Annotated in this window: 13 protein-coding genes; 6 read left to right on the plus strand and 7 right to left on the minus strand. The window is 58.5% G+C overall.

Annotated features, from left to right (window positions below; genetic code table 11):
• The first annotated feature begins 17 nt into the window (after positions 1-17).
• Positions 18-1,622: an ABC transporter ATP-binding protein gene (locus tag SynMITS9220_RS12370; protein WP_186989597.1), complete on the plus strand. Its 1,605-nt coding sequence runs from the start codon at positions 18-20 to the stop codon at positions 1,620-1,622.
• 420 nt (positions 1,623-2,042) lie between these two features.
• Positions 2,043-3,650, plus strand: a complete 1,608-nt coding sequence (locus tag SynMITS9220_RS12375; RefSeq protein WP_186989599.1) for a cellulose binding domain-containing protein — start codon at positions 2,043-2,045, stop codon at positions 3,648-3,650.
• Positions 3,651-3,791: 141 nt separating this feature from the next.
• Here the strand turns inward: SynMITS9220_RS12375 and SynMITS9220_RS12380 are convergent, their stop codons facing one another.
• The 3 genes from SynMITS9220_RS12380 to SynMITS9220_RS12390 are packed head-to-tail and all read right to left on the minus strand — an operon-like array spanning position 3,792 to position 6,024.
• Positions 3,792-4,781, minus strand: coding sequence for an RluA family pseudouridine synthase (locus SynMITS9220_RS12380; RefSeq protein ID WP_186989601.1), 990 nt, complete (start codon positions 4,779-4,781; stop codon positions 3,792-3,794).
• Positions 4,778-5,644: a ribosome biogenesis GTPase YlqF gene (gene ylqF / locus SynMITS9220_RS12385; RefSeq protein ID WP_186989604.1), complete on the minus strand. Its 867-nt coding sequence runs from the start codon at positions 5,642-5,644 to the stop codon at positions 4,778-4,780. The genes SynMITS9220_RS12380 and ylqF overlap by 4 nt, the downstream gene beginning before the upstream one ends.
• Positions 5,641-6,024 carry a universal stress protein gene (locus SynMITS9220_RS12390; RefSeq protein WP_186989606.1) on the minus strand — a complete coding sequence of 128 codons (384 nt, stop codon included), beginning with the start codon at positions 6,022-6,024 and terminating at the stop codon, positions 5,641-5,643. Before SynMITS9220_RS12390 ends, ylqF begins: the two co-directional genes overlap by 4 nt.
• Positions 6,025-6,122: 98 nt before the next feature.
• On the opposite strand from SynMITS9220_RS12390, the gene pgk reads away from it, so the two are divergent.
• On the plus strand, positions 6,123-7,328 hold the full coding sequence (pgk, locus tag SynMITS9220_RS12395) for a phosphoglycerate kinase (RefSeq protein ID WP_186989608.1): 1,206 nt from the start codon (positions 6,123-6,125) through the stop codon (positions 7,326-7,328).
• A gap of 29 nt (positions 7,329-7,357) precedes the next feature.
• On the opposite strand, the gene SynMITS9220_RS12400 is transcribed toward pgk, so the two are convergent.
• A complete protein-coding gene (locus tag SynMITS9220_RS12400) occupies positions 7,358-7,756 on the minus strand; it encodes a hypothetical protein (RefSeq protein ID WP_255483123.1) in 399 nt (132 codons plus the stop codon).
• A gap of 75 nt (positions 7,757-7,831) precedes the next feature.
• Here SynMITS9220_RS12400 and SynMITS9220_RS12405 point away from each other — a divergent pair, with 75 nt between their 5' ends.
• Positions 7,832-8,749, plus strand: coding sequence for an NAD(P)-dependent oxidoreductase (locus SynMITS9220_RS12405; RefSeq protein ID WP_186989610.1), 918 nt, complete (start codon positions 7,832-7,834; stop codon positions 8,747-8,749).
• On the opposite strand, the gene SynMITS9220_RS12410 is transcribed toward SynMITS9220_RS12405, so the two are convergent.
• Positions 8,739-9,488, minus strand: a complete 750-nt coding sequence (locus tag SynMITS9220_RS12410; protein WP_186989612.1) for a hypothetical protein — start codon at positions 9,486-9,488, stop codon at positions 8,739-8,741. The two genes, SynMITS9220_RS12405 and SynMITS9220_RS12410, sit on opposite strands and share 11 nt — an antisense overlap.
• 54 nt (positions 9,489-9,542) lie before the next feature.
• Here SynMITS9220_RS12410 and SynMITS9220_RS12415 point away from each other — a divergent pair, with 54 nt between their 5' ends.
• Positions 9,543-10,619 (plus strand): glycosyltransferase, encoded by a 1,077-nt coding sequence (locus SynMITS9220_RS12415; RefSeq protein ID WP_186989613.1) that lies wholly within the window; start codon positions 9,543-9,545, stop codon positions 10,617-10,619.
• Between the two features lie 9 nt (positions 10,620-10,628).
• On the opposite strand, the gene SynMITS9220_RS12420 is transcribed toward SynMITS9220_RS12415, so the two are convergent.
• Positions 10,629-11,723 carry a histidinol-phosphate transaminase gene (locus SynMITS9220_RS12420; RefSeq protein WP_186989615.1) on the minus strand — a complete coding sequence of 365 codons (1,095 nt, stop codon included), beginning with the start codon at positions 11,721-11,723 and terminating at the stop codon, positions 10,629-10,631.
• Positions 11,724-11,818: 95 nt separating this feature from the next.
• Here SynMITS9220_RS12420 and SynMITS9220_RS12425 point away from each other — a divergent pair, with 95 nt between their 5' ends.
• The gene (locus tag SynMITS9220_RS12425; RefSeq protein WP_186989617.1) at positions 11,819-12,655 is read left to right on the plus strand and encodes a pentapeptide repeat-containing protein; all 837 of its coding nucleotides are present in this window, start codon (positions 11,819-11,821) and stop codon (positions 12,653-12,655) included.
• A gap of 11 nt (positions 12,656-12,666) precedes the next feature.
• Here SynMITS9220_RS12425 and SynMITS9220_RS12430 read toward each other — a convergent pair whose 3' ends face one another.
• Positions 12,667-14,874, minus strand: a complete 2,208-nt coding sequence (locus tag SynMITS9220_RS12430; RefSeq protein WP_186989619.1) for a type II secretion system protein GspD — start codon at positions 14,872-14,874, stop codon at positions 12,667-12,669.
• Positions 14,875-14,918: the final 44 nt, after the last annotated feature.

Consider the following 14,918-nt stretch of genomic DNA (forward strand, 5'->3'; position numbering starts at 1 on the left):
CCTGCGCTTCGATTGCCATGACAACCGCGCCAGGGACTGTCCTGGAGCTCGAACAATTTCGGCTCCGTTACCCAGGAAGCCAGGCGTGGACCCTCGATGGGCTTGACCTGCGTCTGCACCCCGGCGAACGCCTTGCCCTCGTCGGTCCCTCCGGCTGCGGAAAGAGCACGGTGGCCAGGGCAGCACTGCAATTGCTGCCTGGAGGCAGCAATTGCGAAGGAGAACTGAGCCTGAACGGTCACGATCCCCGCAACCTCAGCCTTGCTGATCTGAGGAGATTGCGCGGTGAGTCGGTGGGACTGGTGTTTCAGGATCCGATGACACGCCTGAATCCACTCATGACCGTGGGTGGCCACCTACTGGACACCCTGAGTGCGCATCGGCCAGGCATGAACCATGCAGAACGTCTCCAGCGGGCCGAGGAGCTGCTGGAGCAAGTGGGCATCGGCGCCACTCGCTTCCGCGCTTACCCGCATGAGTTCAGCGGCGGCATGCGCCAGCGGCTGGCCATCGCCCTGGCCATCGCCCTGAGCCCACCCCTAGTGATTGCGGACGAACCCACCACAAGCCTGGATGTGGCCGTGGCAGGGCAGGTGATGGCTGCTCTGAGATCGGTGTGTGAGGAACTTGGTAGTGCTCTGTTGCTAATCACCCACGATCTGGCGATGGCCAATCGCTGGTGCGAACGCATGGCAGTGCTGGACGGTGGTCGCGTCGTGGAAATCAACCGCAGCGATGTGGTCCTGACCTATCCCAGCTCCAGAGTGGGACAACGGCTGCTGACCGCTGCCCGCGCTCGAGAAGGGGGCAGCACCCCTGAAGCACCCGACACCGACACGGTGCTGGCCGTGCAGGAATTGCGCTGCTGGCACAACCTGGGTGGTCCACCCTGGAATCCAACCTGGCTAAAAGCAGTAGACGGCATCAGCTTCCAGTTGCGAGAAGGAGAAACCCTGGGAGTAGTGGGAGGTTCTGGCTGTGGCAAAAGCACCCTCTGCCGTGCCCTGATGGGACTCACACCGATTCGTGGCGGCAGGGTGCAGCTGCTTGGCAAGGATCTGCTGAGGCTGCGGGGACGTGAAGCCCGCCAGGCGCGGCGCACCATTCAGATGGTGTTCCAGGACCCTCTGGCCTGCCTCAATCCAGCCATGTCGGTGGTGGATGCCATCGTCGATCCTCTGCGCATCCACAATCTGGCCTCACCAGCGGCAGCTCGAGAACAAGGCCGTCAGCTGATGGAACGCGTGGGGCTTGTACCCGCAGATCGTTATCAGAACCGCCTTCCCCGCCAGCTTTCCGGGGGCCAGCAGCAACGGGTGGCCATCGCCCGAGCCCTGGCCCTGAAACCCAAGGTGCTGATCTGCGATGAAAGCGTGAGCATGCTGGATGCCGAAATCCAGGCTGAGGTTCTGGCACTGCTTCGCCAGCTGCAGCAGGAGCTCGGGCTCGCCATGATTTTCATCACCCATGACCTTTCAGTGGCCAGTGGCTTCTGCCATCGACTGATCGTGCTCAATAAAGGACATGTCGTGGAAGAGGGACCTGGCGACCGACTGCTGCATCAACCGCAAGCTGAGATCACGCGAACACTCGTCGAAGCCTGTCCGCGCCTTCCCAACTGACAGTCGCCTGGCCACAGTGAAACCAACCGGATGATTACACCAGGCGTTCAATCAGGAGTTTTAGACATCAACCAAAACCCCTAATCAGTATTTGTAGAAAATAAAATCAAAGCCCAATTACTCGAACATGGTGCGTCGGCGCAAAGACCGATAAACCACACCACAGCCAACCAAAACTCATCCGAAAAACAAATCTGAAACAAGCAACAGCAACATAAACAACCGTATTTTGACTTGGACTCAAGAGCCTCAAATCCTTCATTTGAGGGATGGTAGGGAACAAGTATTGAAGGCTGCATGAGAGAGCGACGAATCGGGGAGAGGTCCAACAAAGTCAGATTCAGACACACTCTGAACGGCATGAGTTCTATCTGAATCACATCCCGTCGCTGCACTGGATCTGTACCTCTCATTCATGCCATGACGCCATCTGAGTCACTGCAGGTCTCAATCGGTGGGGACATTTGGTGGGGCGGCTTCACTGCCGACCTGGCCATTACCAATTCAAGTGATCAAGCGCTTGAAGACTGGACCATCAGCTTCACCAGTCGCCATCAACTCGACCCCAATGCCTGGGGAGTCGCTCTCGAAAGTGAGTCCTTGGATAACGGACTGATGCGCTACACGCTCACAGGCGCGGATTGGGGCAGTCGCATCCCAGCAGGAGCAACCATCAATGTTGGCTTCAACGGAACACAGGGCAGTGAGCTTGGGCGCGACGGCAGCCTGACCGAACAGATGCTGGTTTCAGAGGCTGGTTTGAACACCAGCACCAGCACCGACTCCAATCCCGACGACGCCATGACCATGGCCGAGATATCGATGAACGCTGCCGGAATGGACGACCATGCCGGCCACGATCACTCCATAAATCAGCACGCTGCCTCAGCAGGGGGTTACACGGATATCAACAGCTGGGGAAATTTCCATGACTCCAATCACAATTCCGAGCACAACGAATTGGTCGGAGGGCGCACTGCTATCACCACCGAAGCCTTGAAGGCTTACAACGGCCTGCGTGCGTTCGCAGGACTTGACGCTGTGGGTGTTGAAGCGGTTGGCGAATGGGCGTTTGCCAACGGCCTGACCAACAATTCACAAGCCTGGGGGAATGACACCAAAGGTGTCGGCCTTTGGTATGCCATGCAGGGAGCCAAGGTGGGCTGGATTGCAGATCAGGCCTATGACCCTCAGATCCTCGCCGACATCCAACGAACGGCACGACTGGGTTCCCAAGACGACGTCATGGGAATGGTGCATGAGTTTGGCCATGAGGGATTTGCCGACTACATCGAGCAATCCGAGCTCAGGAACAATTTCATTAACACCTTGAAAATGGAGCCCCATTACGGAGGCTGGATGCATGGTCGAACCCATGGATTTTTAGACATTGAAGGTGTAGCGATTGCCCACGACATCAATCACCTCACGGTTCTGGGATGGGATCAGGACCAACCGTTCATGAATGACACATTTGACTGGCCGCAATGGCCGGCACTAGATGTTTCCGATTCCACGGTGATCAACTACTACCAGGGAATTGTTTCGCTGGGTAATCCACTCGCTGAGAATCTGGAGGCGCTGTCAAGTCCTGGAGTCATCAATCCGGAGCCACAACCCGTTACTTTGCCAGGCCCCATTCTCCCCGATCCACAAACAGACGAAACTGATTTTTTAACAGGCGAGCCTGTCGATGTTGAAGTGAGTGGCGATCTCTGGTGGGGCGGATTCACTGCCTCTCTCACGGTGACGAATCAGAGCGAACAGCAACTTGACAACTGGTCGGTGAGCTTCAACAGCAACCACAGGTTTTATGGCGAATCCTGGGGCGTCGACGTAGCAACTGAACAACTTGATGGAGAGCTCTATCGCTACGAGCTCTCCGGCGCGGATTGGGGCTCATCGATCGGTGCTGGCCAATCCATGATGGTGGGATTCAATGCGCTCGCAGGCACGGATCTGGGCCGTAGCGGAGCGCTGAGCAAAGCCATGCTGTTGGCAGCAGGGAGCGAAATCACACCGCTTTAACAACATCTGCATCGACAACTTCTCAGCAGCAGCAAACGACCTCAGGCCAAAAGCCTCAACACATCAACCTGAATCATCCAAGCAATGCTTTACGGATGATTCAGGTTTTTCGCAGCTACTCGAAAGTCAAGACTGAAACGATCAACGCCGCCTAAGCACCATCAGTAATTTCTCCATCACCGGCGGAAGTGGAGATTCAAACAGCATCCGCTCACGGCTAATCGGGTGGTCGAGGCCGAGTTGGAAGGCATGCAGAGCCTGGCCCGGCAATTCAATGGGCAATTTGCGGCAGCGGCTGTAGGTGGGATCGCCCACCACCGGGTGATTGATGTGCGCGCAATGCACCCGAATCTGATGGGTGCGGCCAGTATCAAGCTTGAAACGCAGCAGCGAATAATCGCCGAGTCGCTCCTCCAGGTTCCAGTGCGTGCAGGCGTGCCGGCCATTGTCTCCACTGACAACCGCATATTTCTTGCGGTCGACCGGATGACGACCGATCGCTCCCACAATCGTGCCGCTGTCTCCTGTGGGCACACCATGCACCACCGCCAGATACTCCCTTGAAGCGATGCGTTGCTGAATCTGGCTCTGGAGGCGAACCAGAGCCTCCTGGCTCTTGGCAATCACGATGCAACCGGTGGTGTCCTTGTCGAGACGGTGCACGATTCCTGGACGCAGCTTGCCGCTGATGCCCGGCAGATCAGGGCAGTGATGCAGCAAACCATTCACGAGCGTGCCGTCTTTGTTGCCAGGCGCCGGATGCACGGTGAGACCAGCCGGTTTGTTGATCACGATCAAGTGCTCATCCTCAAACAGCACATCGAGATCCATCGGCTGCGGCTTCAGATATGGGAGCGGTTCAGGAGGCGGCATCCAAAGCTGCACCTCATCACCAGGCCGCAAGGGCGTCTTGGCCTTACCGGTCTTGCCGTTCACACGCACATAACCGGCATCAATGAATTTCTGAATGCGGGCACGGCTCTGCTCGGTGCGCTGACTCACCAGCCAACGGTCCAGCCGCATCGGCAGCGGCTTGGGATAGGTGAGCGACAGCAACTCCCCCTCGCCCTCACCGAACCCATCGGTGAACCTTTCTTCTGGCAGCGGAGGGCGACGCCAGGCAGGGCTCATGCCGGCAACTCCAAAGCGATGCTGCCCAACGCCGACTTACGGAAATCGTCCAGCAAGCGCTGGGCCATGCGCGCCGTGTCGGAAGAGGTATGGCGCTGGGCCACGGCCTGAAGCCAAAGGGCCGGGTCTTCGGTTTCACCGGACAAAGGCGTGCCATAACGCCCTTGCAACACAGCAAGCGCCACACCGGAAGACGGCTGCTGCTGCAGACCCATCAACAACCGCAAAAACGCCTGAGCAACCAGTTCGCCGTCATAGGCAGCCTGGCCGATGTCATCACAGAGGGCCAGATGCAACGCGGCCTGCTGATCATCAAGCCTGGGCGGCAATACTCCCGGCGCATCCAGCAGGTCGATGTCCTGGCCAAGGCGCACCCAACGCAGGGTGCGGGTGACACCAGCCCGGCGGGCACTGGCCACCACCTTCTGCTTCACCAGCCTGTTGATCAGCGCTGACTTCCCCACATTGGGGAAACCCAAGGTGAGTGCCCGTACCGGCCTGGGGCGCATGCCCCTGTTCCGCCGCCGTTCGTTCAGCTGATCGCCGGCACGAATCGCCGCCTGCTGCACCTGCTTGACCCCAGTGCCTGCCTTGGCATCACACCAAACTGTGCGCTGGCCCTGGCCCTTGAACCATGCCTCCCAGGCGGTTCGTGCCTCAGCAGTGACCATGTCTCGACGGTTGATCACCAGCAGATGCTGCTTGCCCTTGATCCAACGGCTGAGGTGGGGATGACCTGTGGCCAGGGGGATACGTGCATCGCGCACCTCAATCACCAGATCAACCTTGTCGAGATTGCGACGGAGCTGCTGCTCTGCCTTGGCGATGTGGCCGGGATACCACTGAATCGGTGGTGAGCTCACGGCACCACCAACACAGGGCAGGAAGCCAGCTGGAGAACCTGTGCGGCCGTGCTGCCGCTGTCGGATTCCAAATTCACACCCCTGGTTCCCATCACGATCACATCCACATTCAACTCATCAACCACATCACAGATCACCGAGGCCGGCTTACCACTGCGCTCGACCTCCAGAAAGATGACACCGGCCTGTTCACAGCGTTTACGGGTCTGGCTGAGCACCCCTGCAACTGCTTCATGGTCATGCTTCTTCCCGGTCACAAGCGGCAGAACCGACAGCAGCACAAGACGACTGCCATCACGGCGCGCGAGCTCCAGGGCCTTGCCCTCAGGCTCCAGGGCCTCACGGCTCGGATCGATCGGCAACAGCACGGTCTCGAACATTCAAACGACCTCCACCCCCCATTAAGCCAGTCCTAGCGCTGGGCCTGCAGAACTCGGGTTAATCTCTCCCCGTTTTCTTACCGCACCACACAACCCTCATGGCGAAGCGTTCCCTGGCCAGCCTCTCCGGCGCCGACCTCAGCGGAAAACGTGTTCTCGTGCGGGTCGATTTCAACGTACCCCTGAACGATGCCGGTGCGATCACCGATGACACCCGCATCCGTGCCGCGCTGCCCACCGTTAAGGACCTGATCGACAAGGGCGCCAAGGTGATCCTCTCCGCCCACTTCGGACGGCCCAAGGGTCAGGTGAATGACGCCATGCGTCTCACACCCGTTGCTGCCCGTCTGAGCGAACTGCTCGGCAAGCCTGTCTCCAAGACCGACAGCTGCATCGGACCTGACGCCGAAGCCAAGGTGAACGCCATGGCTGATGGCGACGTGGTTCTGCTGGAGAACGTGCGTTTCTTCGCGGAAGAAGAGAAGAACGAAGCTGGTTTCGCCGAAAAGCTGGCCGGACTGGCCGAGGTGTACGTGAACGACGCCTTCGGCGCCGCCCACCGTGCACACGCTTCCACTGAAGGCGTGACCAAGTTCCTCAAGCCCTCCGTGGCGGGCTTCCTGATGGAGAAGGAGCTTCAGTACTTGCAGGGTGCTGTTGACGATCCCAAGCGCCCTCTCGCCGCCATCGTGGGTGGCTCCAAGGTGAGCTCCAAAATCGGCGTGCTCGAAGCCCTGATCGACAAGTGCGACAAGGTGCTGATCGGCGGCGGCATGATCTTCACCTTCTACAAGGCTCGCGGTCTGTCAGTGGGCAAGAGCCTGGTGGAAGAAGACAAGCTGGAACTGGCCAAGGAGCTGGAAGCCAAAGCCAAGGCCAAGGGTGTGCAGCTGCTGCTGCCCACCGATGTTGTGCTGGCCGACAACTTCGCTCCCGACGCCAACAGTCAGATCGCTGACATCAACGCCATCCCGGATGGCTGGATGGGGCTGGACATCGGTCCTGACTCCATCAAGGTGTTCCAAGACGCACTCGCAGACTGCAAGACCGTGATCTGGAATGGCCCCATGGGCGTGTTCGAGTTCGACAAGTTCGCAGCCGGCACCAACGCCATCGCCACCACCCTGGCCGAGCTCAGCGGCAAAGGCTGCTGCACAATCATCGGCGGCGGTGATTCGGTTGCAGCAGTGGAGAAGGCGGGTCTGGCCGAGAAGATGTCGCACATCTCCACCGGCGGAGGAGCCAGCCTGGAACTGCTGGAAGGCAAGGTGCTGCCAGGCGTTTCTGCTCTCGACGCCGCCTGATTCACAAGTGCCAGACCAAGGGAGGAGCCTCAGCCCCTCCTCCCTCTGCCTTGCCAGCGAAAATCGGGCAAAGGCGTAAGCCCCAAGCGGCGACGCTCGGCATTCACGACCTCACGCCCCTGCTTCATCAGACGCCGGCGTGCCTGCTTCTGTTGCTTCATGCACGTCTTGCCAGCCTCAGGAGTCTGAGCACGCTGGAGGCAGCTCTGGCCGGACTTGAGCAGCGCAAGCCGTTGGTCGTAGCTGCGAATTCCCCAGTTGCGGCGGACCTGGAACAGTTGCTGCCTCTGACTTTGTGTGAGCTGTGATTCCGGCATCCGCCGGCCTGGAGCCGCTTCCGCGATTCCGCCGGACTGCTGCAAAGCAGCAGCTGTGAGGGCAGCGCAGGGAATCAGGAGTGCTTGTCGCCAGCGGTTGGTGAACGCCATGAAGACCATCAACAGTGAACGCACTCAGGTTGCTGCGAGTGTCGGGCCAGGATCTGACTCAAATGGCCTGCAACCATGACCGGATGTGATCTCACGCCCAAGAGCCGACTGGCCTTCATCGGCCTGGGAGCCCTGGGATTACCGATGGCGGTGAACCTTCAAGCCGCCGGTTATCCACTGCAGGTTCACACCCGCAGTCGGTTGGCGGAATCTGACCCCGATCTGACCGGAGCCTTGCCCGCAGCAAGCCCAGCAGCAGCAGTGAGTGGCTGTTCTGCACTGCTGCTCTGCGTCAGCGACGATGCTGCTGTGGATTCAGTGCTCTGGGGTGAACAGGGTGCAGGGCCCGCCCTGGAACAGGGCAGCCTCGTGATCGACTGCTCGACCATCAGCCCATCCACCGCCAAAGACATGGCTGAACGTCTCGCCAAACGAGACATTGCCTATATCGATGCTCCCGTCACCGGCGGCACGGAAGGAGCAAAGGCCGGCACACTCACCGTGCTCTGTGGTGGAGAGACTGCTGCAGTGAACAAGGCGCGAGGGCTGCTGGAGGTGATCGGAAGCTCAATCCACCATTTCGGCGACGTGGGCAGCGGACAGCAGGTCAAAGCGATCAACCAAGTGCTGGTGGCTGGCAGTTACGCCGCAGTAGCAGAAGCCATCACCCTCGGACAGCACTTGCAGCTGCCGATGCAGCAAGTGGTGAATGCACTGCGGCAGGGAGCTGCCGGCTCCTGGGCACTGGAGCATCGCTCCCAGGGCATGCTCGACGACGACTACCCGCTCGGCTTCAAGCTGGCACTGCATCACAAGGATCTCGGCATTGCACTCGACGCAGCGCTTCAGAAGGGCCTGAAGCTGCCGATCACCGAGGCTGTGCATGATCAGGAGCAGGCACTCATGGACGCTGGACTCGGGAATGCAGATGTGTCAGCACTGCGCCGAAGTCTTCCTGCGAACCCCTACCGATCTCAGCAGCTCAAGGGTTGAGCTTGCTCTTGTCGTCGACCACCTGTACGCGTTTGCTCACCGTGATCACCCCATCGGGATGCACCAGCAGGGCTGCCCAGGTCTGAATCCCAGGCTGAAAGGGAGCCTGAACCGACTTAAACAAGCCTCCACCACCGAGCGGTTCGAGCTGAACATCAGGGCTCTCCTGCACAAGAACCTGCTGGGCAGTCACCGGGGTGAGACCTCCGGCCAGCATGGCCTTGCCCAGGGGTTGATCCACCACCACATCCACGTCGTAACGACTGCCGGTGAGCACCGTGTCGGGAATCAACAATGAGATCGGCAGGGGCTTTTTGGAACTGGTGAGTACCGACTGATCACTGAGCACCTCCTGAGCAGTGATCAGGCCTGCTTCTGTGGAGAAAGCCAGGCGCTGATTGGCTTTAAAGGAATAGCTGAGCCCATCCTGCTGGCGGGTGCCGCTCACAGCCAGCTGAACCGTAGGGCGACCATCATCCAGAGCCTGACCTGGCCTCACGGCCCAGCGAGTTTCAGGAAAACGCATGCTGAAGCGACGAAAGCGCTCGATCAGGGTCGATGCCTGATCCGGTGCCATCAAGGCGGACAGGGCCTGCACGCGATCGTCTGCATTGAGGGCCAGTTGCAAACGGGCACTCAGATCAACAGCATCGCCGCTGGCCGCCAGTGCCGGCATCGTGCTGATCACCGCGGCACTCGAAAGCACAGTCGCCAAAGAGGCTCGCAGGAGCGGAACCATGAATCAGCCTCAGCAGTCGAACTAAGTTAGGCCGCGTTTTCGTAGTCCGCTCCCATGCCCCGGCTTCTCATCGCCGCCAGTGGCACCGGTGGCCATCTGTTTCCTGCGCTGTCGGTAGCGGAAGCACTTCCAGCCGACTGGAGCGTGCGCTGGCTGGGGGTTCCCGATCGCCTGGAAACGACTTTGGTGCCTGAGCAGTACGGACTGGTCACCGTGAAAGCCGGAGGGCTTCAGGGCCGAGGCCTGCGCAAACTCATCCAGTTGTTGCGGCTTTTGGGGGCCAGCCGCGATGTGCGCCGGCTAATTCGCAGGGAACAGATCGATGCGGTCTTCACCACAGGTGGTTACATCGCCGCACCGGCAATCCTGGGAGCCCGGTGGTGTGGTGTCCCCGTTGTGCTGCACGAATCCAATGCCATTCCAGGTCGGGTGACGAGACTTCTGGGGCGCTTCTGCACCCGCGTTGCCGTCGGTCTTGATGCAGCAGCAAGTCGCATCCCCGGATGTGCGGCCGTGGTCACGGGCACACCGGTGAGGGATGCGTTTCTGCAACCCCAGCCACTTCCACATTGGGTTCCGAAAGGTGAGGGGCCTTTGCTTGTGGTGATGGGCGGCAGCCAGGGAGCCCTTGGCCTCAACCGCATGGTGCGCGTTTTGCTGCCAGAGCTGCTCAGCAAGGGCTGCCGGGTGGTTCACCTCACAGGCAGCAACGACCCTGATGTGAACAGCATCGAGCACGCCGCCCTGGTGGAGCGGCCCTTCAGCGACGACATCCCCGGACTGTTGCAACATGCTGATCTAGCGATCAGCAGGGCAGGAGCCGGCAGCCTCAGCGAACTAGCCGTGAGCGGGACCCCCTCCGTGTTGGTGCCATTTCCCCAGGCAGCAGATCATCATCAGGACGCCAATGCGGCCTGTGCCGCAGCCCTGGGAGCCGCCGTGATCGTGCACCAGCATGACCCGAACCATCCCACCCTGCACGACACGCTCTGGCGTCTACTCGGCACCAAACTTGGCGGCAGTGAAGTCGCTAAAAACCCTCTGCCGGCGATGAAACAAGCCATGCGGAAGCTGGCGGTGCGCGATGCCGATCAGCAGCTGGCCACACTGCTGCAGGTGTTAGTTCCGTAGGGCAAAGCGTCAGTGCAGTTCCTGCTTCAGCGCTTTGAGGATGCGCAGGTTGCCGCGGCGATCCTGAAGACCAATGCGCAGCCAGTTCTCGCCCAAACCTTCAAACGAGCGGCAGTCGCGCAGGAGCACCCCACGACGCGCCACACGCTCTCGCAGATCCAGAAGAGAGGCTTCGCCACGAAGCAGCAGATAGTTGGCACTTGATGGCATGGGAGTCAAACCGGGCAGATGGGTCAACTGGCGATGAAACCAGTTCCCCTCCTGGGAAACCCAGGCCTGCACTCGCTGCAACCATCGATCCATTCCGAATGGATCAGCCATCACGGACCGACCGGCAGTCAGCGCCAGACCATTCACTGGCCAGGGATCACGCCACCGCTGCCAGCGTTTCAACCGTTCTGAAGAAGCCACGGCATAGCCCAGACGCAACCCAGCAATCGCGAACAGCTTGGTGAGACTGCGGATGACCACAAGATTGGGATGGCTCTCCACCAGAGGCAGCAGAGACTGGGCTTCTCCTGAGGGCACCAGAGGCAAAAAGGCTTCATCACAGATCACCAATGCGAAGTGCTTCAGCAGCGGCTCAAGCGACGCGCGACTCCAGAGCTGACCCGTGGGGTTGTGGGGATTGGTGATCCAGAGCACCTGACAAGGCTGAGCCGGCTCTGCAGGCAACGGCCATGGCTGGGGCCAGGTTCGCGGCCAGCTGAGGCTGAGAGGCAGGCTGCGCACAGCACCATCCCAGCAAGCGAGCGCTCGGCGATAGTCCGCAAATCCAGGTTCAGGCAGGCCACTGAGACCGCACCCGACCGCATCCCGTGCCGCCCAGGTGAACAGTTCCGCCGCACCATTACCGGGCAGCACGGTCTCGGGCTCAAGACCATGCCAACTGGCAATCACCTGGCGAAGTTCTTGCTGCTCGCGGTCGGGATAGTTGCGCAGAGCGCTGCCACTGATCCCTTGCTTCAGAGCACGCCGCAGAACCCTTGGAGGACGGAAGGGCACCAGCGAAGCACTGGCATCAAGGATCTGCGACGACTTCAAGCCGAGGCGGAGAGCTTCCTGAGAGAAATTGCCTCCATGCGGTGGAAGGCCGCTGCTCAAGATCAACGCAGGCAACACACAACATCATCCTGCCCAGTCGCTCTCGACGGAGGCGGCAGAGACCGATACAACCAGTCAGCTAAGAGCTGCAGCCGATGAAAGACTCCCAATGCAGCCTTACAACAATCCGACAGCTCTCTGGAGTTGTAGTGCTAAGTGCTCTGCTGAGCATCACCAGCACGCAGGTGAAGGCCAGTAATGCGCTAATTCAGCTGCTGCAGGAGCGACGCTGTAGCGGTTGCCGACTGACGGATGCCGATTTAGTGCACGCTGACCTTCGTGATGCTGACCTGAGCGACGCCAAACTGATGCGAGCGAATCTGGGTCAGGCACAGCTAGATGGTGCTGATCTCAGTGGTGCCAATCTCAGCTTCACCAGCCTGCGAGGGGCCTCACTGCGAGGGGCCAACCTGACGGGGACTCGGCTGTACGGAACGGATTTACGCGAAGCAGACCTCACGGGTGCACAACTGAGCCCAAACGCCCTAGATGAAGCTCATTGGCATGGTGCTAGTGGCATTAGTGCTGGCATCCGGAGTCATGCTGCGCTGCACAACGCAGGAGTGGAAGCTTTCCAGGCCGGTAGATGGCCAGCGGCCGAGCGGTTGTTCAGTGAGGCGATCCGCAGCCAACCGAAAAACCCCTTGAGCTGGGTAGCTCGAGGCATCAGCCGTAGCGAGCAAGCAAAAGACGAACGTGCAGCGAGTGATTTCCGTTTTGCGGCAGCTCTATATGATGTGCAAGGCTCGAAAGAGTGGTCACAGCAACTCAATAAGGCCGCTGATTTAGTAAGCCAAAGACGCTTTCAAGATCGATCACCTAACGAAGGCAAAGGCATTGGCGGACAGCTTTTGGAGGGAGCAATCAGCAGCCTACAAATGCTCACACCCATTGCTCTAAAAGCATTAACTCCTTTAGGGCTAGGTTTCTAAAGTATTAATGGCTAAGTTCCACTTAAAACTTGGCGGGCGGCAGGCAGACTAGGTCGATACCCATAACCAAATTTACCGCCATTCGCATCATCAATAATGCGAGGGGTGACCATAATAACCAATTCTCTTTTCGATCTTGTCCCTCCACTACTCCTGAAGAATTGACCAATGAAGGGCAAATCTCCTAATACCGGCCATTTTCTAACAGCCTGCTGGTCCTCATCAGAAATAACACCAGTCAAAATTAAAGTTTGACCATCTCGCACTCGCAGACTTCCCGTATCCAATCTCCTAACACTCAAAATACTGACGTTTCCACACCCTGCAATTGGTTCCGTGTCTGTTACCGCTGCAATTGAGGGAGATAGGGCGAAGGAAACGAAACCATTGTCGTCAATTTTAGAAACTCGAGCGCCAAACGTAAGGCCGGCAGTTCCGAATTCTGGCTGGCAGGTATTCGCCGCACCATTTTGACCTGCCTGAACATCAAAACTCTTAACCACTTGCGTGCCCACCGTCACGAAAGACTCATTAGCGCGGGGACGACCAATTGAGGCCGTGGCGAAAGCCGAATCCTCACCTGACGCCGCAACTTCGGCACCTCCAGATATTTCTGATGGATTCTCACTCAAAATCAAGGTTGGCGCCGCCAATGTTTTAGTACTTGCAGACTGAATCATGGCCTTAAAAAGATTAAAATATTGATTCTCTGGATAAACGCTTCCCGGATTAATACGAGCAGGGCTTATCGGAGACCGTTCAATCTCTGTTTGTCCAGCATCAAGAGTTACACGTTCGCTTTTCCCACTGGAAGCTCCGCCTGCAATAGTCTCAAAATTTTTATCATTGGGAGGGAGCAAAGCGCCAAAAGCACTAACCAACTCGCCCCTGTCACTTACAATAAAATTATTACCACTGCGGAAAGCAAAGCTATTCGACATCCCCGAATCATTAGCAAGTGCTACATCCAATATGCGCACAGACAAGGCAACTTGCCGTTGACGAAGATCAATTTGTCTCAAATAATTCTCAGCCACCTGAACCAATAACGAGTCGCCAACAAGAGTGACCGTTTGCAACCTTGAGTCAGTCGTCAACACCAAGCCACGAAGAGGCCCCGCCGACGCACCAAATGATTCCGTTGAAGTCAGTTGAGAACTTTCCTGAGAAGCAGTATTACTAATATCAGCGTTACCTTCTGAAGCAGTCTGCCCAGACGTAATCATGACCGTATTAGTAAAATTAACAGTTGCTCCGAGATTGCCTAGATATTCCGCAGCACCCCTCGCACTGACCTGATTGAGTCGGATCACCTTGGATATCTGAGGCCCGAAAGTTTTTGAAGCAGCTGTTCTACCGACCAACAAAGTACGGCCATCAAGCTTGCCCTGAAGGCCCGAGGCCAGCAACACACCATTCAGAGCTCGCGCGTAGCTTTCACCCTGGAAAGCCATTGAAACGGAACCTCCCTGAGAATCGTCCTGAACACCTTGCGCACCAGCCGTTCCGCCAGCAGTGGGATCAGCGACGAACACGAAGCCATAGCCACCCAATCTCGCCAACGCCATTAATGCATCTTTGGCTGGAGCATTGTTAAGTGTGAGGGTTACTGGTGGCCCACTCACATTCACAAAGCTGCGGTTCTGCAAGACCATCGTTCCCACAGCCATATCGCCGAGCGGTGGTGCCACAGCCCTTGGACGTAGGGGTGGGGCATACCGAGCCTGAGGAACGACTCCAGGCGTGTTCAAATCCAAGCGTCCGGTCTGCAACATCGGACCGGCAACAAGACCTGGAAACTGCAGGATCAAGTTGCGCCCATCCGCACTCACCACAGGCTCCTGCAAAGTCATCCCCGGTTGGGGAACCACCTCAAGCTCGTAGGCATCACCCGAACCCCTGATGGCCACCCGCTGCAAACCTGAAGCGGGATCAGACAACTGATGCCGACCATTGCTCAACCCAGGGGTGCCCTTCGTCTGCAACCTGCCTTCCCAAACCAAGCCATTGAGCCGTTGCTGTAACACCGGCTGGGCACCTACCCCCTGAACCACAACCTCCACACCAGCCTCTCCACGACGAATGCCCAGGGAGATCGCCCCCTGGGCCAGTGCCGCACGAGAACCTGATCGGACAGAGCCATCGAGCAGGCCCACCTCAATAACGCTGAGACCAGCGACGAGCAAGAGTGCTGTGAGTCGGGAAGAGGGGGACGGCATACCCGGGCCTGAACCCCGTGAACTTGGGCGGATGGTATCGATCG

The organism is Synechococcus sp. MIT S9220 (genome assembly GCF_014304815.1).
Taxonomy (GTDB): Bacteria; Cyanobacteriota; Cyanobacteriia; order PCC-6307; family Cyanobiaceae; genus Synechococcus_C.

What these genes read in the sequence shown, in the direction of transcription:
- SynMITS9220_RS12425 (WP_186989617.1), top strand. Translation starts at nt 11,819, where the DNA reads ATGAAAGACTCCCAATGCAGCCTTACAACAATCCGACAGCTCTCTGGA.
- SynMITS9220_RS12415 (WP_186989613.1), top strand. Translation starts at nt 9,543, where the DNA reads ATGCCCCGGCTTCTCATCGCCGCCAGTGGCACCGGTGGCCATCTGTTT.
- SynMITS9220_RS12430 (WP_186989619.1), bottom strand. Translation starts at nt 14,874, where the DNA reads ATGCCGTCCCCCTCTTCCCGACTCACAGCACTCTTGCTCGTCGCTGGT.
- SynMITS9220_RS12375 (WP_186989599.1), top strand. Translation starts at nt 2,043, where the DNA reads ATGACGCCATCTGAGTCACTGCAGGTCTCAATCGGTGGGGACATTTGG.
- SynMITS9220_RS12410 (WP_186989612.1), bottom strand. Translation starts at nt 9,488, where the DNA reads ATGGTTCCGCTCCTGCGAGCCTCTTTGGCGACTGTGCTTTCGAGTGCC.
- SynMITS9220_RS12380 (WP_186989601.1), bottom strand. Translation starts at nt 4,781, where the DNA reads ATGAGCCCTGCCTGGCGTCGCCCTCCGCTGCCAGAAGAAAGGTTCACC.
- SynMITS9220_RS12400 (WP_255483123.1), bottom strand. Translation starts at nt 7,756, where the DNA reads ATGGCGTTCACCAACCGCTGGCGACAAGCACTCCTGATTCCCTGCGCT.
- SynMITS9220_RS12390 (WP_186989606.1), bottom strand. Translation starts at nt 6,024, where the DNA reads ATGTTCGAGACCGTGCTGTTGCCGATCGATCCGAGCCGTGAGGCCCTG.
- pgk (WP_186989608.1), top strand. Translation starts at nt 6,123, where the DNA reads ATGGCGAAGCGTTCCCTGGCCAGCCTCTCCGGCGCCGACCTCAGCGGA.
- SynMITS9220_RS12405 (WP_186989610.1), top strand. Translation starts at nt 7,832, where the DNA reads ATGACCGGATGTGATCTCACGCCCAAGAGCCGACTGGCCTTCATCGGC.
- SynMITS9220_RS12370 (WP_186989597.1), top strand. Translation starts at nt 18, where the DNA reads ATGACAACCGCGCCAGGGACTGTCCTGGAGCTCGAACAATTTCGGCTC.